A 14,869-nucleotide genomic window follows, 5' to 3' on the forward strand; every position below is an offset into this window, starting at 1 on the left:
GGCCGCGTGCACGGGCGCCTCGGTCAGCCAGCTATGCTCCGGCGGCAGCGCCGCCGCCACTTCCACCTCGAAAACCGAGCCCTGCCCCGGCACGCTGGCCACCTGCACCGTGCCCCCCATCCGCTCGGCCAGGCGCTTGACCAGATGCAGGCCGAGGCCGGTGCCGCCGTACTTGCGCGCCACGGCGCGGTCGGCCTGTTCGAAGGGGGCGAACAGCCGCTCGCGGTGCGCATCCGAGATTCCGATGCCCGTATCGACCACGGTGCAGGACAGGCGGGCGGTATCCTCGCGGTAGGCCAGGATCAGGCGCACCGAGCCCAGCTCCGTGAACTTCACCGCGTTGCTGGACAGGTTGAACAGGATCTGCTTCCAGCGCGTGGAGTCCCCCATCACCTGGCTGGGAAATGGGTACTCGACCGCCACGCTGAAACTGATGCCCTTGCTGGCCGCCTGCGCACTCATCATCGTCTCGAGGCCGGCCACCACGTCCACAGGTGAAAACGGCGACTGCTCCAGATGCAGCCCCCCGGCCTCGATCTTGGAAATATCGAGGATCTCGTTGATCACGTGCAGCAGGTGCTGGCCGTTGCGGACGATGATTTGCGCCCCGTCGCTGCGCACCGCCGCGTCCGCACTGCTGCCGAGCATCTCGGCAAAGCCGATGATGGCGGTCAGCGGCGTGCGGATCTCATGGCTCATCATGGCCAGGAATTCGGACTTGGCGCGGCTGGCCGACTCGGCCTCCAGGCGCAGCCGCTCCGTGAGCGCCAGCGCGGCCTCGCGCCGGTTCAGCGACCGCAGCAGCAAGGCAAACGCGATGCCAACCCCCAGCGCGCTGAGCGTGGCCACCAGACCGCTCTGCCACGCACTGTTGCGCCAGCGGCGCAGGAAGACGTCGTCCACCACGGTCACGTTCACCAGCAGCGGGTAGCCCTCGACCCGGCGCGCCGCGCCCATGCGCTGGACAGCGGCGCCCCCGTCGGCCAGCCGCGGGGCGGAGGTAATCGTCACCCCGGCCTGCCGCCCTTCGACACCCAGCAGCTGGTAAGTGGAACCGCTCCGGTTCGCCTTGCCCATCAGCGCATCGGCATGCGGCCAGCGGGCCAGCTGGACGAAGTCCTGCCGGTACAGCGTGACGCTGGAGCCCGGACCGAGGCTGATCTTGCGGTAGAAATCGGACAGGAAGCTGCTGGAGAAACCCACCAGGCACAGGCCGAGGAATTCGCCATGCGGGCCGCTCAGCCGCCGGCTCAGGTAAAAGGTCCAGGCGCCGGTGCCCTTGTTGCGCACTGGCTTGCTGATGAACACCCCCAGTCCAGGGTCGCTCTTGTGCGCGCTGAAGTAATCGCGGTCGGCCAGGTTGATCGCCGGGGCCGGATAGCTGCGCGTGAAATTGACGATGTCGCCATTGGCGGCCACGATGGTCGCCACATCGATCACCGGCAGGCCGCCGATCTTGTCGCGCATGCTCTGGAACACCGCGCGGGTGCCCATCCGCGCGCGCAGATCGGCGCCGCTCTGCACGCCCTCGGCCTGCGCCTCCTGGGTCACACTGTCAAGGATGAGATAGGCGGACGCCATCTCCTGCCGGGTTTGCTCGGCCAGGACCAGCGACAGATTGCCGAGCTGGTTGCGCCAGGCGTCGATCTCCTGCGCGCGCGTTACGTGGAGCGAAGTCAGCAGCGACGCCAGGATGACGCCGATGAGCAGGCCACCCAGGAGCAGCGCGAGATTATGGGAACGGAAGCGGTAGCGCACGAAGGGGCCAGACAAGAAAAACGGCCCTACCGTAGCATGTCAATACATATTTCGTCAAAGCAAAAGTCACGCGTTTGCCGCAAAACGACAGTCAGGCCACCGGGTCCAGGCTGCGCCACAGGTACCAGGTCGCCACGGTCCGCCACGGCTCCCAGTTGGCCGACACCTCGCGCGCATCGCTGCGCGAGACCGGCTCGCCCGAGAAATAGTTGCGGCTGATGCCCTGGATGAGACCGGGATCGTCCAGGGGCAGGACGTTGGGGCGCAACTGGTTAAAAATCAGGAACATCTCGGCGGTCCAGCGGGTGATGCCGCGGATCTGGATCAGCTCAGTGATGACGGCTTCGTCGTCCATCGCGCCCCATTTGTCCACGTGCACCAGCTTGGCCTTGAAGTGCTCGGCCAAGTCCAGGATGTACTCGGTCTTCCGCTTGGACAGGCCACAGGCCGCCAGGTTTTCGGCCCCGGTCTTGATGACCTGGGCGGGGGTGAACTTGGGCACCGCCTCCATCAGGTTCGTCCACGCGGTCTCGGCCGCTTTGGCCGAGGACTGCTGACCGACGATGGAACGGGCCAGGGTCAGGAACGGGTCGCCGTTGCCGACCAGGTGCAGGTCGCCGAACTGGGGGATCAGCTTCTTCATGATCCGGTCGCGCTTCATGAGTTCGGCCTTGGCTTCTTCCCAGTACGGCGGCACCGGGGGCACGGCTGCGCCCGCGGCGCTCGCGCCCGTGGATTTCGACAGCGGCATCATGCGCGGCGCCAGTTCGTCGTGCCGTCCGGCTTGTCTTCGAGAATGATGCCGGCCGCTTGCAGCTCAGTGCGGATGCGGTCGGCCTCGGCGAAGTTGCGCGCCTTCTTGGCGGCGATGCGGTCGGCGATCAGGCCGTCGATGCGCGCATCGTCATCGGTGGCGCCACCGCGCAGGAAGGCCTGCGGGGCGCGCTCCAGCAGACCCAGCACGGCGCCCAGCGCCTTCAGCTGGCGCGCCAGGGCAATCGATTTCGTGCGGTTCACTTCCGTGACCAGGTCGAACAGCGCGGCCAGCGCGACCGCGGTGTTGAAGTCATCATCCATCGCCTCGCGGAAGCGCGCGGCGTGGGCTTCATTCCAGTCCACTTCGTACGGGCCGGCACCGGGATCGACCTCGGCCAGCGCCGTGTACAGGCGCGTCAAGGCGGCCTTGGCGTCGTTCAGGTGCGCGTCCGAATAATTGAGCGGGCTGCGGTAGTGGGTGCGCACGATGCAGAAGCGCACCACCTCGGCGTCGTACTCCTTGAGCACGTCGCGGATGGTAAAGAAGTTGCCCAAAGACTTGGACATCTTCTCGTTGTCGACATTCAGGAAGCCGTTGTGCACCCAGTAGTTCACCATCGGCTTGCCGGTCGCGCCTTCGCTCTGCGCGATCTCGTTCTCGTGGTGCGGGAACTGCAGGTCCTGGCCGCCGCCGTGGATGTCGAAATTCTCGCCCAGCAGCGCGCACGACATCGCCGAGCACTCGATGTGCCAGCCTGGGCGCCCGCTGCCCCACTTGGAGTCCCACTTCACTTCCGCCGGTTCCGACTCCTTGGAGGCCTTCCACAGCACGAAGTCGAGCGGGTCGCGCTTGCCGGTGTTGACGTCCACGCGCTCGCCGGCGCGCAGCTCGTCCAGCGAGCGGCCGGACAGCTTGCCGTACTGCGGGAAACCGCGCACCGCGTAGTTGACGTCGCCATCGGCGGCCTTGTAGGCCAGGCCCTTCGCTTCCAGCTGCTCGATGATGGACAGCATCTGCGGCACGTACTGGGTCGCGCGCGGCACGTCGGTCGGCGGCAGGATGCCGAGCGCGCCCAGGTCTTCATCCATGTACTGCGTGAAGCGGGCGGTCAGCGAGCCGATGCTCTCGTTGTTCTCGACCGCGCGCTTGATGATCTTGTCATCGATGTCAGTAATGTTGCGGACATAGCGCACGTCGTAGCCGGAGGCCTTGAGCCAGCGGTAGATCACGTCGAAGGCCATCACCATCCGCGCGTGCCCGATGTGGCAGTAGTCATAGATCGTCATGCCACACACGTACATGCCGACCTTGCCTGGCTGGTTCGGGACAAATTCCTGCTTTTCACGCGCGAGCGTGTTATAGATCTTCAACTTACTCATCGGGCAGTGGGTCTTCTCCGGCCCGCGACCGGCGCAAATCCCCTCCTGGCGCGGCTCCGTGAGGCGCCAAGCAGAGGGGTGCGCAGGGATCGTCAGGACCCTTGGAGTGTTCTTATTGGTAGAATGGGGACAGCTCCGCCGGAGTATAGCATTGATAAAAACCCGACTGACATGCGGCCATGCCGGATTATTTTTCCGCACCCCGCTTGACAGGCCCGACAGCGTTCAACAACAAGGACATACCGATGCGACTCATTCCCCAACTGCTGGCTGCCGCGGGCGGCCTGGTCCTCAGCGCCGCGGCCTTTGCCGCCGATCCGCAGGTCAAGCTCAAGACCACCATGGGCGACATCGTCGTCGAACTGGACCAGGAACACGCGCCCATCAGCACCGACAACTTCCTGAAGTACGTGAAGAGCGGCTTCTACAACGGCACCGTATTCCACCGCGTGATCGACGGCTTCATGATCCAGGCCGGCGGCTACGACAAGAATTTGAAATCGAAGCCGACCCGCAAGCCGATCAAGAACGAAGCGGGCAATGGCCTGTCCAACGCCGCATACACGCTGGCGATGGCGCGCCAGGACGACGCCGACAGCGCCACTTCGCAGTTCTTCATCAACGTGGCCGACAACGCCGGGCTGGACCGCGCGAACCGGGTCGACGCGGGCTACACCGTGTTCGGCAAGGTGGTGGAAGGCCAGGAGGTGGTGGACAAGATCAAGGGTGTGGTCGTGGACGACAAGCCGGGCTTCCAGAACGTCCCTGTCGTGCCTGTGGTGATCACCTCGGCCACCGTCGTTAAGAAGTAAAATAGCGGACTTCGTTACAACTGAATCAAGAAAAGGACACGAACATGGCCGTTCTGCTGACTACCAATATGGGCAACATCACCCTCGAACTGGACGCCGAGAAGGCGCCGAAGACGGTGGAGAACTTCCTGCACTACGTGAACCAGGGCCACTACAACGGCACCATTTTCCACCGCGTGATCAGCGACTTCATGATCCAGGGCGGCGGCTTCGACGCGCAGATGAAGCAGAAAGCCACCGACCAGACCGTCGAGAACGAAGCCAAGAACGGCCTCAAGAACGACCAGTACACCATCGCCATGGCGCGCACCTCCGATCCGCACTCGGCCTCGGCGCAGTTCTTCATCAACGTGAAGAACAACTCCTTCCTGGACTACCCGGGCCAGGATGGCTGGGGCTATGCCGTGTTCGGCAAGGTCACCGACGGCACGGACGTGGTCGACAAGATCCGCAAGGTCCGCACTTCGCGTTCGGGCATGCATGCGGACGTGCCGGTCGAGCCGGTCGTCATCGAAAAGGCGGAAGTCGTTTAAGCCTTGGCCGCCTCGGGTTCGGACATGACCCTGCCCGCGCGCACGCTCGCGCTGTTCATCTCCGACCTGCACCTGCAGCCATCGCACCCGTCCACGTCGGAGGCGTTCTTCGCCTTCCTGCGCGAGCGGGCGATGGCGGCGTCCTCGCTCTATGTTCTTGGCGACCTGTTCGAGTACTGGGCGGGCGACGACGACCTGGACACCCTGCATCCCCAGCTGGTGGCGCGTGCACTGCGCGCCGTGTCCGATGCCGGCGTGGCCGTCTATTGGATCGGCGGCAACCGGGATTTTCTCGTGGGCCCGCGCTTTGCCGAGGAAGCCGGGCTGACCATCCTGCCCGAGCCGTATGTAGCCGAGATCGGCGGGCACCGCATCACGCTCGTGCACGGCGACGCGCAGTGCACGGACGACGTGCGCTACATGGCCTTCCGCCACCAGGTGCGCGATCCGGAATGGCAGGCCAAGTTCCTGGCCATGCCGCTGGCGCAGCGCAAGCAGATCATCGCCGGGCTGCGCGAAGGCAGCAAGGAAGCGCAGGCGGGCAAGTCCTACGAGATCATGGACGTCACGCCGTCCGCGGTGGCCGACCTGTACCGCGCCACCGGCACCGGCATCATCATTCACGGCCACACCCACCGCCCTGCCCTGCATGAGTCCGCTGGCCAGCGCCGCTACGTCCTGCCCGACTGGGACCTGGACAATCCCGAGCCGCGCGGCGGCTGGATTGCCATCGCCTCCGACGGCACTATCACCCGCCACCGCTACGACGGCGCGCTCGTCTAAGGCGCCTCGTTCCGCGGCAAGGTCCCGACACTCGTGACCCCGCAGCGGCACGTCACGGCGATCTTCTTACCAACGAAGGAAAATTGAGCCGGGTTGTCGCCGGGCGTTGCCGTCCATTGATTGCCGCACCGCTTGCATCTGACGTCGACACTCACCAGCCGTCCGCGCCAGCGCAGGGCAGGCGGGCCGTACCAATACCATTGGGGATTCGAAACCTCCATATTCAGCCTCCGAATCGAAGTTGCCTTCCGATCACAGTAGACTGAGAGTGCAAGAATTTCCGTGTGGTTACGCACACTCGAACATTTGCTTACTCTGGTTACATCGGGCAACACCGGGAGCCCAGGACGCACGGTCACGCTGTGCTCTGCACCCTCACTTCAAGAGTGTGCGAAACGCTTTCAATGCCGCAGGGTGATAGATGGTGGCGTGGGTTTCGGCGGGCCAGTCATCAAAGGTGAAGGTCACGCCGGATGACTCCGGGAAGATGGCCTGCAGTGCTGCCAGGTTCAAACCGGGGCGCCCGTCGGCGCTGGTCGCGATGTGCAGGCGTCTGCGGCCCGGCACCGTGAGAGGCGCGGCGCGCGCCTGCTGCACCAGCTTCCCATCATTCCACCAGAGGCTCGGGTCGATCGCGATGTAGGTATCGAACAGGTCTGGCTCGCGCAGCAGCGTTTCGACCACGAACAGCCCGGCCAGCGATTCGCCCACGATTACGCGTTCGGACGTGACGGCATAGCGCCGCGCGATGTCCGGCATCAGTTCCTTGCGGATGAAATCGCGGAAGGCTTGCGACCCGCCCACGCGCGGCGCGATGGTGCGGTCCTTGGCGTTTTCGGTCGGGCCGGTCAGGTCGCGCCGCCGCTCCGTGTTTTCGATGCCGACCAGCAGGAACGGACGGGTCGTTCCGTTCCCGGCCCCCACCTGCAGCAGTCCCGCCACGTGCAGGAAGTCTTCCTGCAGTCCACCGTCGGGCATGTACACCACCGGCAAGCGCGTGCCCGGCGTAACGCCCGGCGGCACGTACACATTGATGCGGCGCTGTTCGCCCAGCACGGTCGAGGGCAGCAGCCAGGTGTCGCCGATGGCCAGCGGTGCGGCCGGAGCGGAAACGGATACGGGTACGGTGGGAGCGGCGGCGGCCGCGGTGGAAACCAGGCCCGTGAACGCGGCCAGCAGGAAGGATCGCAACAGGGACATGTCTGAGACGTCGGCGCTCGGCAGGGAAACGCGGCGCGCGTAAAAATCTGCTCCGCTGGCCTCCATTATAAACCGGCCTCAGCGGCAATTTTCAGCGCCAAAAACATTCTTTCCGGCCTCAAAAAATTGGCTACCATGCCGCCTCTCCCCGCATTGAAAGGAAGCATATGGACAGCACCGAATGGACTCCCGTCACGCATGAGCAGTGCCACCACGTCACCGGCCCCTTCTACCACGGCACCCGGCACCCGCTGCAGCCGGGCGACCTGCTCGTCCCCGGCCGCCCCTCCAACTACGAGGGGGGCCGCGTGTCCAACCACGTCTACTTCAGCGCCAAACTGGAGCCGGCCATGTGGGGCGCGGAACTGGCTGTGGCGCTGGCTGGGCTGGCGGGCCGCGGGCACATCTATGTGGTCGAACCCACGGGCAGCTTCGAGGACGACCCCAACCTCACCAACAAGAAGTTCGCCGGCAATCCCACGGAGTCCTACCGCACCCGCGCCCCGCTGCGCATCGTCGCCGAACTGGCGGACTGGGAACCTCATCCGCCGGAGACGATCCAAAAGATGCTCGACGGCCTGGCCGAATTGCGCCGCAGCGGACGCCACATCATCCTCGATTGAACCCAAGCGGCGCGGGCAGGGATACACTGTGCTTCAATTCCAGCCCAACCAACAACAGGAGGCACCATGGACCAGACTGTTCAGCTCACCAACACGACGGACGACCGCGGCAAGCTGATCCTGCGCGTGCTGTTGGCCGTGCTGATCCTGTTCCATGGCGTCTCCAAGCTGATGGGCGGCCTTGGCTTCATCGCCGGCATGCTGGAGAAGATGGGCTTGCCCGGCGTGCTGGGCTACGGCGTCTACATCGGCGAGGTGGTGGCGCCGCTGCTGATTCTCATCGGCGTCTACACGCGCGCGGCCGCGCTGGTCGTGGCGATCAACATGATCGTGGCCCTGATGCTGGTCCACACCAGCCAGATCTTCACCCGCAACGACACCGGGGGCTGGGCCATCGAGCTGCAGATGCTCTACTTCGGCACCGCGATCGCCATCGCTTTGCTCGGGGCGGGCCGCTACAGCCTGGGCGGCGCGAACGGCAAGTTCAACTGAGACTCAGTCCAGCGGCACGTTGCGGTAGCGGTTGACCTCGCGTGGGTCGACCATCTCGCCCCGGTTGCCCCAGCTGTTGCGCGCATAAGTGAGCACCGCCGCGACTTCCGCGTCGCTCAGCACCGGGCCGTAGGGCACCATCCCATATGGCCGCGGGTTGCCCGCCGTACCCGGCGCAAAGCCGCCGTTAAGCACAATGCGGATGGCATTCACCGGGTTCGCGACCGTCAGCGCCGCATTCCCGGCGAGCGGCGGATAATGCGGCGGCAGGCCGCGGCCGTCGGCCCCGTGGCAGTCCAGGCAGCGGTCGGCATAGATCTGCTTGCCCTGCTGGAGCACCACCTCAGGCACCGGTTCAGGCGCTGCGCCCGCAGGCGCCTCGCGTGGTGGCAATGCTTTCAGATACATCGCCATCGCGATTGTGTCCTGGTCGGACAGGTGCTGCAGGCTGGCGCGCACCACCTCCGCCATCGGCCCCACCACGGTGGCACGCGGCGCGACGCCCGTGCGCAGCAGCTGGGCGATGTGCTCCACTGGCCATTCCGCCAGCCCGGCCTCGCGCGGGGAGTTCAGCGAGGGCGCATACCAACCCAGCATCGGGATCAGCCCACCCTCCAGCCCCGCCGCGCTGCCACCAAAGCGGTCGCGCGCGCTGTGGCAGGCGCTGCAGTGCCCCAGTCCCTCGACCAGGTAGGCGCCGCGGTTCCAGACCGGGCCGCGCTCGGGCACCGGCTGATACACCTCCGGGCGGAAGTACAGCAGCCGCCAGCCCATCAGCGCCACCTGCTGGTTGTACGGGAAGGTCAGCTGGTGCGCGCGGTTCGGCACCGCCGCGGGTGGCACGCTGCGCAGGTAGGCGTACAGCGCATCGGAATCAGCGCGGGTCACTCGCGTGTAATTGGGGTACGGGAACGCGGGGTACAGCAAATGGCCGTCGCGCGAGCGCCCGTTGTGCAGGGCGTTCCAGAAATCGTCCGCACTCCAGTTGCCGAGGCCATGGGTGCGGTCCGCCGTGATATTGGGCGCATACAGCCGCCCGAACGGTGTTTCGATGGCACGGCCGCCCGCATATTCGGCGCCGCCGCGCACGGTGTGGCAGGCGGCGCAGTCGCCCACGTGCGCGAGGTAGGCGCCGCGCTGGATGTTGGCTGGCGTCGCGGCCCAGTCCTCAGGCGAGCGCGACGGCACGTGCTGGGCGCGCGGCCAGGCGGCCACCACACCAATCACAGCGAGGACCAGGATGGCGGCCAGCGCCAGGGTGATTTTGCGTTTCATGGCTGATCGGGAGCGCTGCCGCAAGCCAGCGGCAGCGGACGGTGGATCGGAGTGGCGACAGCGCCGTGCTGCGGGACAGGCTGGGCCGCAAGGTAGGCGGAGATCGCCGTCACATCCTGCAGCGGCAGGCGGCGCGCGATCTCGGCCATGCAATCGGGCGCCAGCGCATGGCGGTCGCCGTTCTTCCATGCGCCCAGCTGGGCGTTGATGTAGTCGCGCGGCAGCCCGGTCAAGCCCGGGATGGCAGGCTGCGCACCGGTCAAAGCGGCACCGTGGCAGGCCACGCAGGCCGGGACCTTCAGCGCCGGGTCACCGCGCTGCACCAGCTGTTCGCCGCGTGCGCGTTCGGTGGGACTGGCGGTCACTACAGGCGCGGGCGGACGGGCCAGATCCGCATTGGCGAAGTAATCCGCGATCTCGTGCAGGTAAGGATCCGGCAGCGGCGCGACCATCCAGGTCATCAACGGGTAGCGGCGGCGGCCCTGCTGGAAATTGATCAGCTGGTTGTACAGGTAGCCGGCGGGCTTGCCCGCGAGACGCGGAAAGAAGGCATCGTCGCGGTCGGTGCGCGCATGGCAGGACAGGCAGGGCGCGATGCGCTGCTGCAGCGTGTCGGGCAACACCGCGGGGCGGTCCGCCCATGCAGGCGCCGCACCAAGGGCGGACAGCGCCAGCGCGGCCATGAGCGCAGCGCGGGCGCGGGCCGCGCTGCGGGCGGCTGAAAGCAAGAGAGTCATCAGATCACCTGGTGAGAAAAGCTCTGTGGTGCACGGGCCAGCAACTGGGACAGCCGGCGCAATCCTGCGGCCAGGCGCTTGCTGTCGGGGGTGCTGCCCAGCGAAATGCGGATCGCGTTCGGCAGCGGGCCGCCAAGGGTGAAGACTTCGGACGGCGTCACGGCCAGCCCCTCCCCGGCCGCCGCACGGGCCAGCTCGGTGGACGACCAGTAGCCGGGCAGCGGCAGCCAGATGTGCAGCCCCTGCGCAGCGGAGGCCTCCCGCCCCGCCAGCAATTCCGCAGCGAGCGCATGGCGGGCGCGCGCCTCGTCCCGCACGCCGGTGAACAGCTGCTGCGCGGTACCGTCCAGGATCCACTGCGTGGCCAGCGTCGCCGTCAGCGGGGGGGCCATCAGCGCGAAGGAACGCAGCGCGGCCAGGAAGCGGCTACGCTGCTCCTGCGCGCGGATGACCACGAAGGCCACGCGCAGGCCGGGCGTCAGGCACTTGGAGAGCGTCGACACATAGCTCACATGGTCCGGCGCGGCCAGCGCCAGCGGCGGCGGCGCGTGGTCGGCAAAGCGCCAGTACGGGTCGTCTTCGATGATGTGCAGGCCGCAGCGCAGTGCGACTCCCGCGATCTGCTGGCGGCGCTCAGACGGCATCGTCGCGGTGGTCGGGTTCTGCAGGGTGGGGTTCAGGTAAAGCAGGCGCGCGCCGTGCTCGCGGCAGGCGCGTTCCAACGCATCGGGCAGCATGCCGTCGGCATCCGCCTCCACCGTCACGAGCGTGCGGCCGAATTGGGCGGCAGCGGCGCGCAGGCCGGGATAGTTCACCGCTTCCGCCAGCACCACCTCGCCGGGTGCGGTGTGCGTGAGCAGCAATGCGGCCAGCGCCGCCTGCGCGCCCGGGCAGACGATCACATGGTCGGGATGCAGCCGGCCCAGCATCGGCTCCAGCCATGCGGCGCCGGCGGTGCGGTCCGTCTGCGAGCCGCCGCCGAGGTGGTAGGCCATCAGCATCTCGGTATCGGCGCGCAGCAGCACTTGCGTCAGCCCTTGCTTGAGCAGCTCGTCGAAGCGCAGCCCGGCGGGCGGCGGCGGGATGTTCATGCTCAGGTCCAGCACCTGCGCCAGCTCGATGCGGGGTGTGGCGACAAACGTGCCGCGCGCGCCCTTCCCTTCCAGCAGATGGCGGCGCTTGGCTTCGTCATAGGCGCGCGTGACGGTGGTCAGGTCCATGCCGAGGTCGCTCGCCAGCTCCCGCTGCGGCGGCAGGCGGTCACCCGGCTTCAGGATGCCGTCAAACAGCGCCTGCTCGATGGCTTCGGCAATCCGCAGGTAGCGTGGCCCGCTGCCAGCGTCGACTCCTGCCAGCCAGGGATGCTTGGCTGTGGCCTCTTGTATGGATTTTGTCTGGGACAATTTGACTCATGCATGGATGCTTGTTCGCAGTAGTATGCACCGCTGCCCGCAAATAATCCATACATTTGATGCCGCCCGAGCGCATCATTCGTCAACCCCTCGTGCAGCTATCCCTGCGGCGCTGCGCGGTGGCGTGGCTATCCTCAGACGTGCAGACGAAAAAGTTGTTGATTTCCACCGCAGCGGTGTTATAGTTCGCTACAACACTAGTTCGATAGGAGACCCAACCATGCGAAGGAGCAGTCATGACATCCGGCTGGAATGACAACACGCCCATCTATCTCCAGCTAAAGGACCGCGTCATCGGCATGATGCTCGATGGCGTCCTGAAGGCTGGCGATGCCCTGCCCTCCGTGCGCCAGGTGGCGGCGGAGTATCAGCTCAATCCGATTACCGTGTCCCGCGCCTACCAAGAACTGGTGGACGATCACCTCGTGGAAAAAAGAAGGGGAATTGGCATGTACGTCACTGAAGGCGCGAGCGAAAAACTGCTCGCCAGCGAACGCGAACGCTTCCTGCGCGAAGAGTGGCCGGCGCTGCTCGAGCGCATCCGCCGCCTCGGCCTCGACCTCGACCTGCTGCTGCGCGGGACCCAGCCGGGAGCCGCCCAATGAGCGCCGTGATCTCCGCCCGCAACCTGACCAAGCGCTACGGCAAGGCCACCGCCGCCGTCGACAACGTCAGCTTCGACATCCAGCCCGGCCGCATCGTGGGCCTGATCGGCCCGAACGGCTCCGGCAAGACCACCACGCTGAAGGCCGCCCTCGGCCTGATCCCGTTCGACGGCGAACTGACGGTCCTCGGCTTGGACCCACGCACCCAGCGCGACCAGCTGATGCAGGACGTCTGCTTCATCGCCGACGTGGCCATCCTTCCGCGCTGGCTGAAGGTGAAGGACGCCGTCGACTTCTGCGCCGGCGTGCACCCCAAGTTCAACCGCGAGAAGGCCGAGCGCTACATCGCCCACACCAAGCTGACGCCCGACATGAAGGTGAAGGCCATGTCCAAGGGGATGATCGTGCAGCTGCACCTCGCCCTGATCATGGCCATCGACGCCAAGCTGCTGGTGCTGGACGAGCCGACCCTGGGCCTGGACATCATCTACCGCAAGCAGTTCTACCAGAACCTCCTGGAGGACTACTTTGACGAGAACAAGACCATCGTCATCACCACCCACCAGGTGGAAGAAGTCGAGCACATTCTCTCGGACCTGATGTTCATCCGCGACGGCAAGATCGTGCTCTCCGCCTCGATGGACGAAGTGGGCGAGCGTTACACGGAGCTGATGGTCAACCCGGACAAGGTGGGCGCCGCCAACGCGCTCGGTCCGATCGACAAGCGCACCGTGTTCGGCAAATCGGTGATGCTGTTCGACGGCGTGCCGCGCACCCAGCTCGAAGTACTCGGCGAGACGCGCAACCCGAGCGTTGCGGACCTCTTCGTCGCCACCATGAAAGGACTCTACGCATGAATACCATGAAGTGGCTGCTGCGCCGCGAATACTGGGAGCACCGCGGCATGTATCTGTGGGCGCCGGTCGCGGTGGCGCTTTCCGTGCTGGTGCTGATCGCCGGCGCCTCCTACCGCATGGTGTCCGAGAAGATCGGGCACGCCCAGATCAACGGTGTCGAATTCACCGCCAGTGTCAACGGCCTGCCGCCGGGGATGAAAACCAAGATGGCGCAAGCCCTCTCCGCCGGCTACATGGGCACGGCCGCGCCGCTGATGTTCATGCTCGCGCTGATCGTGTTCTTCTACTGCCTCGGCGCGCTGTACGACGAGCGCCGCGACCGCAGCATCCTGTTCTGGAAATCGCTGCCGGTGTCGGATGGCGAGACGGTGCTGTCCAAGGTCGCCTCGGCGCTGGTTGTGCTGCCGCTGGTGTACATCGGCATCTCGTTCGCGCTGTCGTTTGCCACGCTGTTCATCCTGGCCGGTGTCGGTGCCGCCAAGGGCGTGAACGTGTTCCCCCTTCTGCTCACGAGCCCGAGCTTCTACCTCGCGCCGCTGCAGGTGATTGCGATGCTGCCCGTGTATATCGTGTGGGCGCTGCCGACCATCGGCTGGCTGATGCTGGTGTCCAGCTGGGCGCGGTCGAAGGTGTTCCTGTGGGCGGTCGGCGTGCCCATCATGGTCACCATCGTGCTCAAGTTCCTGAACCGCTTCTATGGCCTGGACATGGATGTGGACTGGTTCGTGGACAACGTGATCCTGCGTTCGCTGAGCAGCACCGTGCCGGGCATCTGGTTCGCATTCGAGAAGGTGGATCCGTTCCTGCTGATGGACTCCGAGACCCACATCGTCAGTCTCTCGCACGTGGCCTATGAATCGTATGCCGTGCTGGCCCGCCCATCCGCCTGGGTCGGCGCGCTTGTGGGCGCGAGCATGATCTACGGCGCGATCCGGCTGCGCCGCTGGCGCGACGAGGGCTAAGCGCCCTGCTTCACATGCCCCGTGCGGCGGCCGCGCGCCGCCGCCGGGGTGTTTTCCATCTCCGCCAGTCCGTCGAAGACAGTGTTCACCAGCGCGCCGGCCAGCGCCGGGGACAAGCTCAAATGGCCCACCAGAAGCCGAAAGAACAGGGGTCCGAACAACATATCCAGCACCACTTCGACGTCCACGTCCGCACGTATCTCGCGGTCGGCAATGGCCTGCTCGATGAGCGTGCGGCCGGTCTCCCGGCTCTTCAGGATAACCTGGTTGCGAAAGGCCTTGGCCAGTTCGCTGTCCGGATCCGCCGACGCCATGGTGAGGGCGATCTGGCGGCCGCGCTGGGTGGCAAAGGTGTCGATCACCGCCCGCAGGTGGGTCTCGAGGGCCGCTCGGGCAGCGCCTGCGAGCGGCGCGCTCGCCTCGCCACCCGGCTGCGCCATCAACGCCGCCATTGCCAGTTCCTGCGCATTGGTCCAGCTGCGGTAGATGGTGGGTTTGCTCACCCCCGCCTCCGCGGCCACGCGTTCGATCGACAGGCGCCCCAGGCCCTCGGTCATCAGGATGCGATAGGCGGTGTCCAGCACCTGCCGGCGACTGTGTTCGCTGGGCGGGCGGCCGGGACGGCGCTTGGGCGGCGTGGATTCTGGTTGACTCATTACTTTACGTATCGTATTCTAATTGCGA

At 66.1% G+C, this 14,869-nt stretch carries 16 protein-coding genes; 8 read left to right on the forward strand and 8 right to left on the reverse strand.

What is annotated here, in order from left to right:
* The 3 genes from E4L96_RS06950 to cysS form a co-directional block, all read right to left on the reverse strand.
* The coding region (locus tag E4L96_RS06950) for a sensor histidine kinase (protein ID WP_135206490.1) at window positions 1-1,773 on the reverse strand (1,773 nt) is incomplete at its 3' end.
* Between the two features lie 76 nt (window positions 1,774-1,849).
* Window positions 1,850-2,512: a DNA-3-methyladenine glycosylase family protein gene (locus E4L96_RS06955; protein WP_370660731.1), complete on the reverse strand. Its 663-nt coding sequence runs from the start codon at window positions 2,510-2,512 to the stop codon at window positions 1,850-1,852.
* Complete coding sequence (gene cysS, locus E4L96_RS06960) at window positions 2,509-3,894, reverse strand: cysteine--tRNA ligase (protein WP_135206491.1); 1,386 nt, start codon at window positions 3,892-3,894, stop codon at window positions 2,509-2,511. Before cysS ends, E4L96_RS06955 begins: the two co-directional genes overlap by 4 nt.
* Before the next feature lie 245 nt (window positions 3,895-4,139).
* On the opposite strand from cysS, the gene E4L96_RS06965 reads away from it, so the two are divergent.
* From E4L96_RS06965 to E4L96_RS06975, 3 genes are read left to right on the forward strand one after another with little or no spacing between them, the layout of a single operon-like run.
* Entirely contained in the window at window positions 4,140-4,706 is a 567-nt protein-coding gene (locus E4L96_RS06965; protein WP_135206492.1) for a peptidylprolyl isomerase, read from the forward strand.
* Window positions 4,707-4,750: 44 nt separating this feature from the next.
* Complete coding sequence (locus E4L96_RS06970; RefSeq protein ID WP_135206493.1) at window positions 4,751-5,239, forward strand: peptidylprolyl isomerase; 489 nt, start codon at window positions 4,751-4,753, stop codon at window positions 5,237-5,239.
* Between the two features lie 24 nt (window positions 5,240-5,263).
* The gene (locus tag E4L96_RS06975; protein WP_135206494.1) at window positions 5,264-6,022 is read left to right on the forward strand and encodes a UDP-2,3-diacylglucosamine diphosphatase; all 759 of its coding nucleotides are present in this window, start codon (window positions 5,264-5,266) and stop codon (window positions 6,020-6,022) included.
* A gap of 375 nt (window positions 6,023-6,397) precedes the next feature.
* On the opposite strand, the gene E4L96_RS06980 is transcribed toward E4L96_RS06975, so the two are convergent.
* Window positions 6,398-7,222, reverse strand: coding sequence for an alpha/beta hydrolase (locus E4L96_RS06980; protein ID WP_135206495.1), 825 nt, complete (start codon window positions 7,220-7,222; stop codon window positions 6,398-6,400).
* Between the two features lie 167 nt (window positions 7,223-7,389).
* On the opposite strand from E4L96_RS06980, the gene arr reads away from it, so the two are divergent.
* Window positions 7,390-7,845: an NAD(+)--rifampin ADP-ribosyltransferase gene (arr, locus tag E4L96_RS06985; protein WP_135206496.1), complete on the forward strand. Its 456-nt coding sequence runs from the start codon at window positions 7,390-7,392 to the stop codon at window positions 7,843-7,845.
* A 66-nt stretch (window positions 7,846-7,911) separates the two neighbouring features.
* The gene (locus E4L96_RS06990; protein ID WP_135206497.1) at window positions 7,912-8,337 is read left to right on the forward strand and encodes a DoxX family protein; all 426 of its coding nucleotides are present in this window, start codon (window positions 7,912-7,914) and stop codon (window positions 8,335-8,337) included.
* A 3-nt stretch (window positions 8,338-8,340) separates the two neighbouring features.
* On the opposite strand, the gene E4L96_RS06995 is transcribed toward E4L96_RS06990, so the two are convergent.
* From E4L96_RS06995 to E4L96_RS07005, 3 genes are read right to left on the reverse strand one after another with little or no spacing between them, the layout of a single operon-like run.
* Complete coding sequence (locus E4L96_RS06995) at window positions 8,341-9,612, reverse strand: cytochrome c (protein ID WP_135206498.1); 1,272 nt, start codon at window positions 9,610-9,612, stop codon at window positions 8,341-8,343.
* Window positions 9,609-10,349 (reverse strand): c-type cytochrome, encoded by a 741-nt coding sequence (locus E4L96_RS07000; RefSeq protein WP_229414276.1) that lies wholly within the window; start codon window positions 10,347-10,349, stop codon window positions 9,609-9,611. The genes E4L96_RS06995 and E4L96_RS07000 overlap by 4 nt, the downstream gene beginning before the upstream one ends.
* On the reverse strand, window positions 10,349-11,752 hold the full coding sequence (locus tag E4L96_RS07005) for an aminotransferase-like domain-containing protein (RefSeq protein WP_135206499.1): 1,404 nt from the start codon (window positions 11,750-11,752) through the stop codon (window positions 10,349-10,351). Before E4L96_RS07005 ends, E4L96_RS07000 begins: the two co-directional genes overlap by 1 nt.
* A gap of 245 nt (window positions 11,753-11,997) precedes the next feature.
* On the opposite strand from E4L96_RS07005, the gene E4L96_RS07010 reads away from it, so the two are divergent.
* The 3 genes from E4L96_RS07010 to E4L96_RS07020 are packed head-to-tail and all read left to right on the forward strand — an operon-like array spanning window position 11,998 to window position 14,185.
* Window positions 11,998-12,366, forward strand: coding sequence for a GntR family transcriptional regulator (locus E4L96_RS07010; protein ID WP_135206500.1), 369 nt, complete (start codon window positions 11,998-12,000; stop codon window positions 12,364-12,366).
* Complete coding sequence (locus tag E4L96_RS07015; protein WP_135206501.1) at window positions 12,363-13,223, forward strand: ABC transporter ATP-binding protein; 861 nt, start codon at window positions 12,363-12,365, stop codon at window positions 13,221-13,223. The genes E4L96_RS07010 and E4L96_RS07015 overlap by 4 nt, the downstream gene beginning before the upstream one ends.
* Entirely contained in the window at window positions 13,220-14,185 is a 966-nt protein-coding gene (locus E4L96_RS07020; RefSeq protein WP_135206502.1) for a hypothetical protein, read from the forward strand. Before E4L96_RS07015 ends, E4L96_RS07020 begins: the two co-directional genes overlap by 4 nt.
* Here the strand turns inward: E4L96_RS07020 and E4L96_RS07025 are convergent.
* A complete protein-coding gene (locus E4L96_RS07025; RefSeq protein ID WP_135206503.1) occupies window positions 14,182-14,841 on the reverse strand; it encodes a TetR/AcrR family transcriptional regulator in 660 nt (219 codons plus the stop codon). The two genes, E4L96_RS07020 and E4L96_RS07025, sit on opposite strands and share 4 nt — an antisense overlap.
* Window positions 14,842-14,869 lie beyond the last annotated feature (28 nt).

Source organism: Zemynaea arenosa (assembly GCF_004614185.1).
GTDB classification, from domain to species: Bacteria; Pseudomonadota; Gammaproteobacteria; order Burkholderiales; family Burkholderiaceae_D; genus Telluria; species Telluria arenosa.

Bases quoted from the DNA above. Each gene is read 5' to 3' on its own strand.
- E4L96_RS06955 (WP_370660731.1), bottom strand. From the start codon at position 2,512: ATGATGCCGCTGTCGAAATCCACGGGCGCGAGCGCCGCGGGCGCAGCC.
- cysS (WP_135206491.1), bottom strand. From the start codon at position 3,894: ATGAGTAAGTTGAAGATCTATAACACGCTCGCGCGTGAAAAGCAGGAA.
- E4L96_RS06965 (WP_135206492.1), top strand. From the start codon at position 4,140: ATGCGACTCATTCCCCAACTGCTGGCTGCCGCGGGCGGCCTGGTCCTC.
- E4L96_RS06970 (WP_135206493.1), top strand. From the start codon at position 4,751: ATGGCCGTTCTGCTGACTACCAATATGGGCAACATCACCCTCGAACTG.
- E4L96_RS06975 (WP_135206494.1), top strand. From the start codon at position 5,264: ATGACCCTGCCCGCGCGCACGCTCGCGCTGTTCATCTCCGACCTGCAC.
- E4L96_RS06980 (WP_135206495.1), bottom strand. From the start codon at position 7,222: ATGTCCCTGTTGCGATCCTTCCTGCTGGCCGCGTTCACGGGCCTGGTT.
- arr (WP_135206496.1), top strand. From the start codon at position 7,390: ATGGACAGCACCGAATGGACTCCCGTCACGCATGAGCAGTGCCACCAC.
- E4L96_RS06990 (WP_135206497.1), top strand. From the start codon at position 7,912: ATGGACCAGACTGTTCAGCTCACCAACACGACGGACGACCGCGGCAAG.
- E4L96_RS06995 (WP_135206498.1), bottom strand. From the start codon at position 9,612: ATGAAACGCAAAATCACCCTGGCGCTGGCCGCCATCCTGGTCCTCGCT.
- E4L96_RS07000 (WP_229414276.1), bottom strand. From the start codon at position 10,349: ATGACTCTCTTGCTTTCAGCCGCCCGCAGCGCGGCCCGCGCCCGCGCT.
- E4L96_RS07010 (WP_135206500.1), top strand. From the start codon at position 11,998: ATGACATCCGGCTGGAATGACAACACGCCCATCTATCTCCAGCTAAAG.
- E4L96_RS07015 (WP_135206501.1), top strand. From the start codon at position 12,363: ATGAGCGCCGTGATCTCCGCCCGCAACCTGACCAAGCGCTACGGCAAG.
- E4L96_RS07020 (WP_135206502.1), top strand. From the start codon at position 13,220: ATGAATACCATGAAGTGGCTGCTGCGCCGCGAATACTGGGAGCACCGC.
- E4L96_RS07025 (WP_135206503.1), bottom strand. From the start codon at position 14,841: ATGAGTCAACCAGAATCCACGCCGCCCAAGCGCCGTCCCGGCCGCCCG.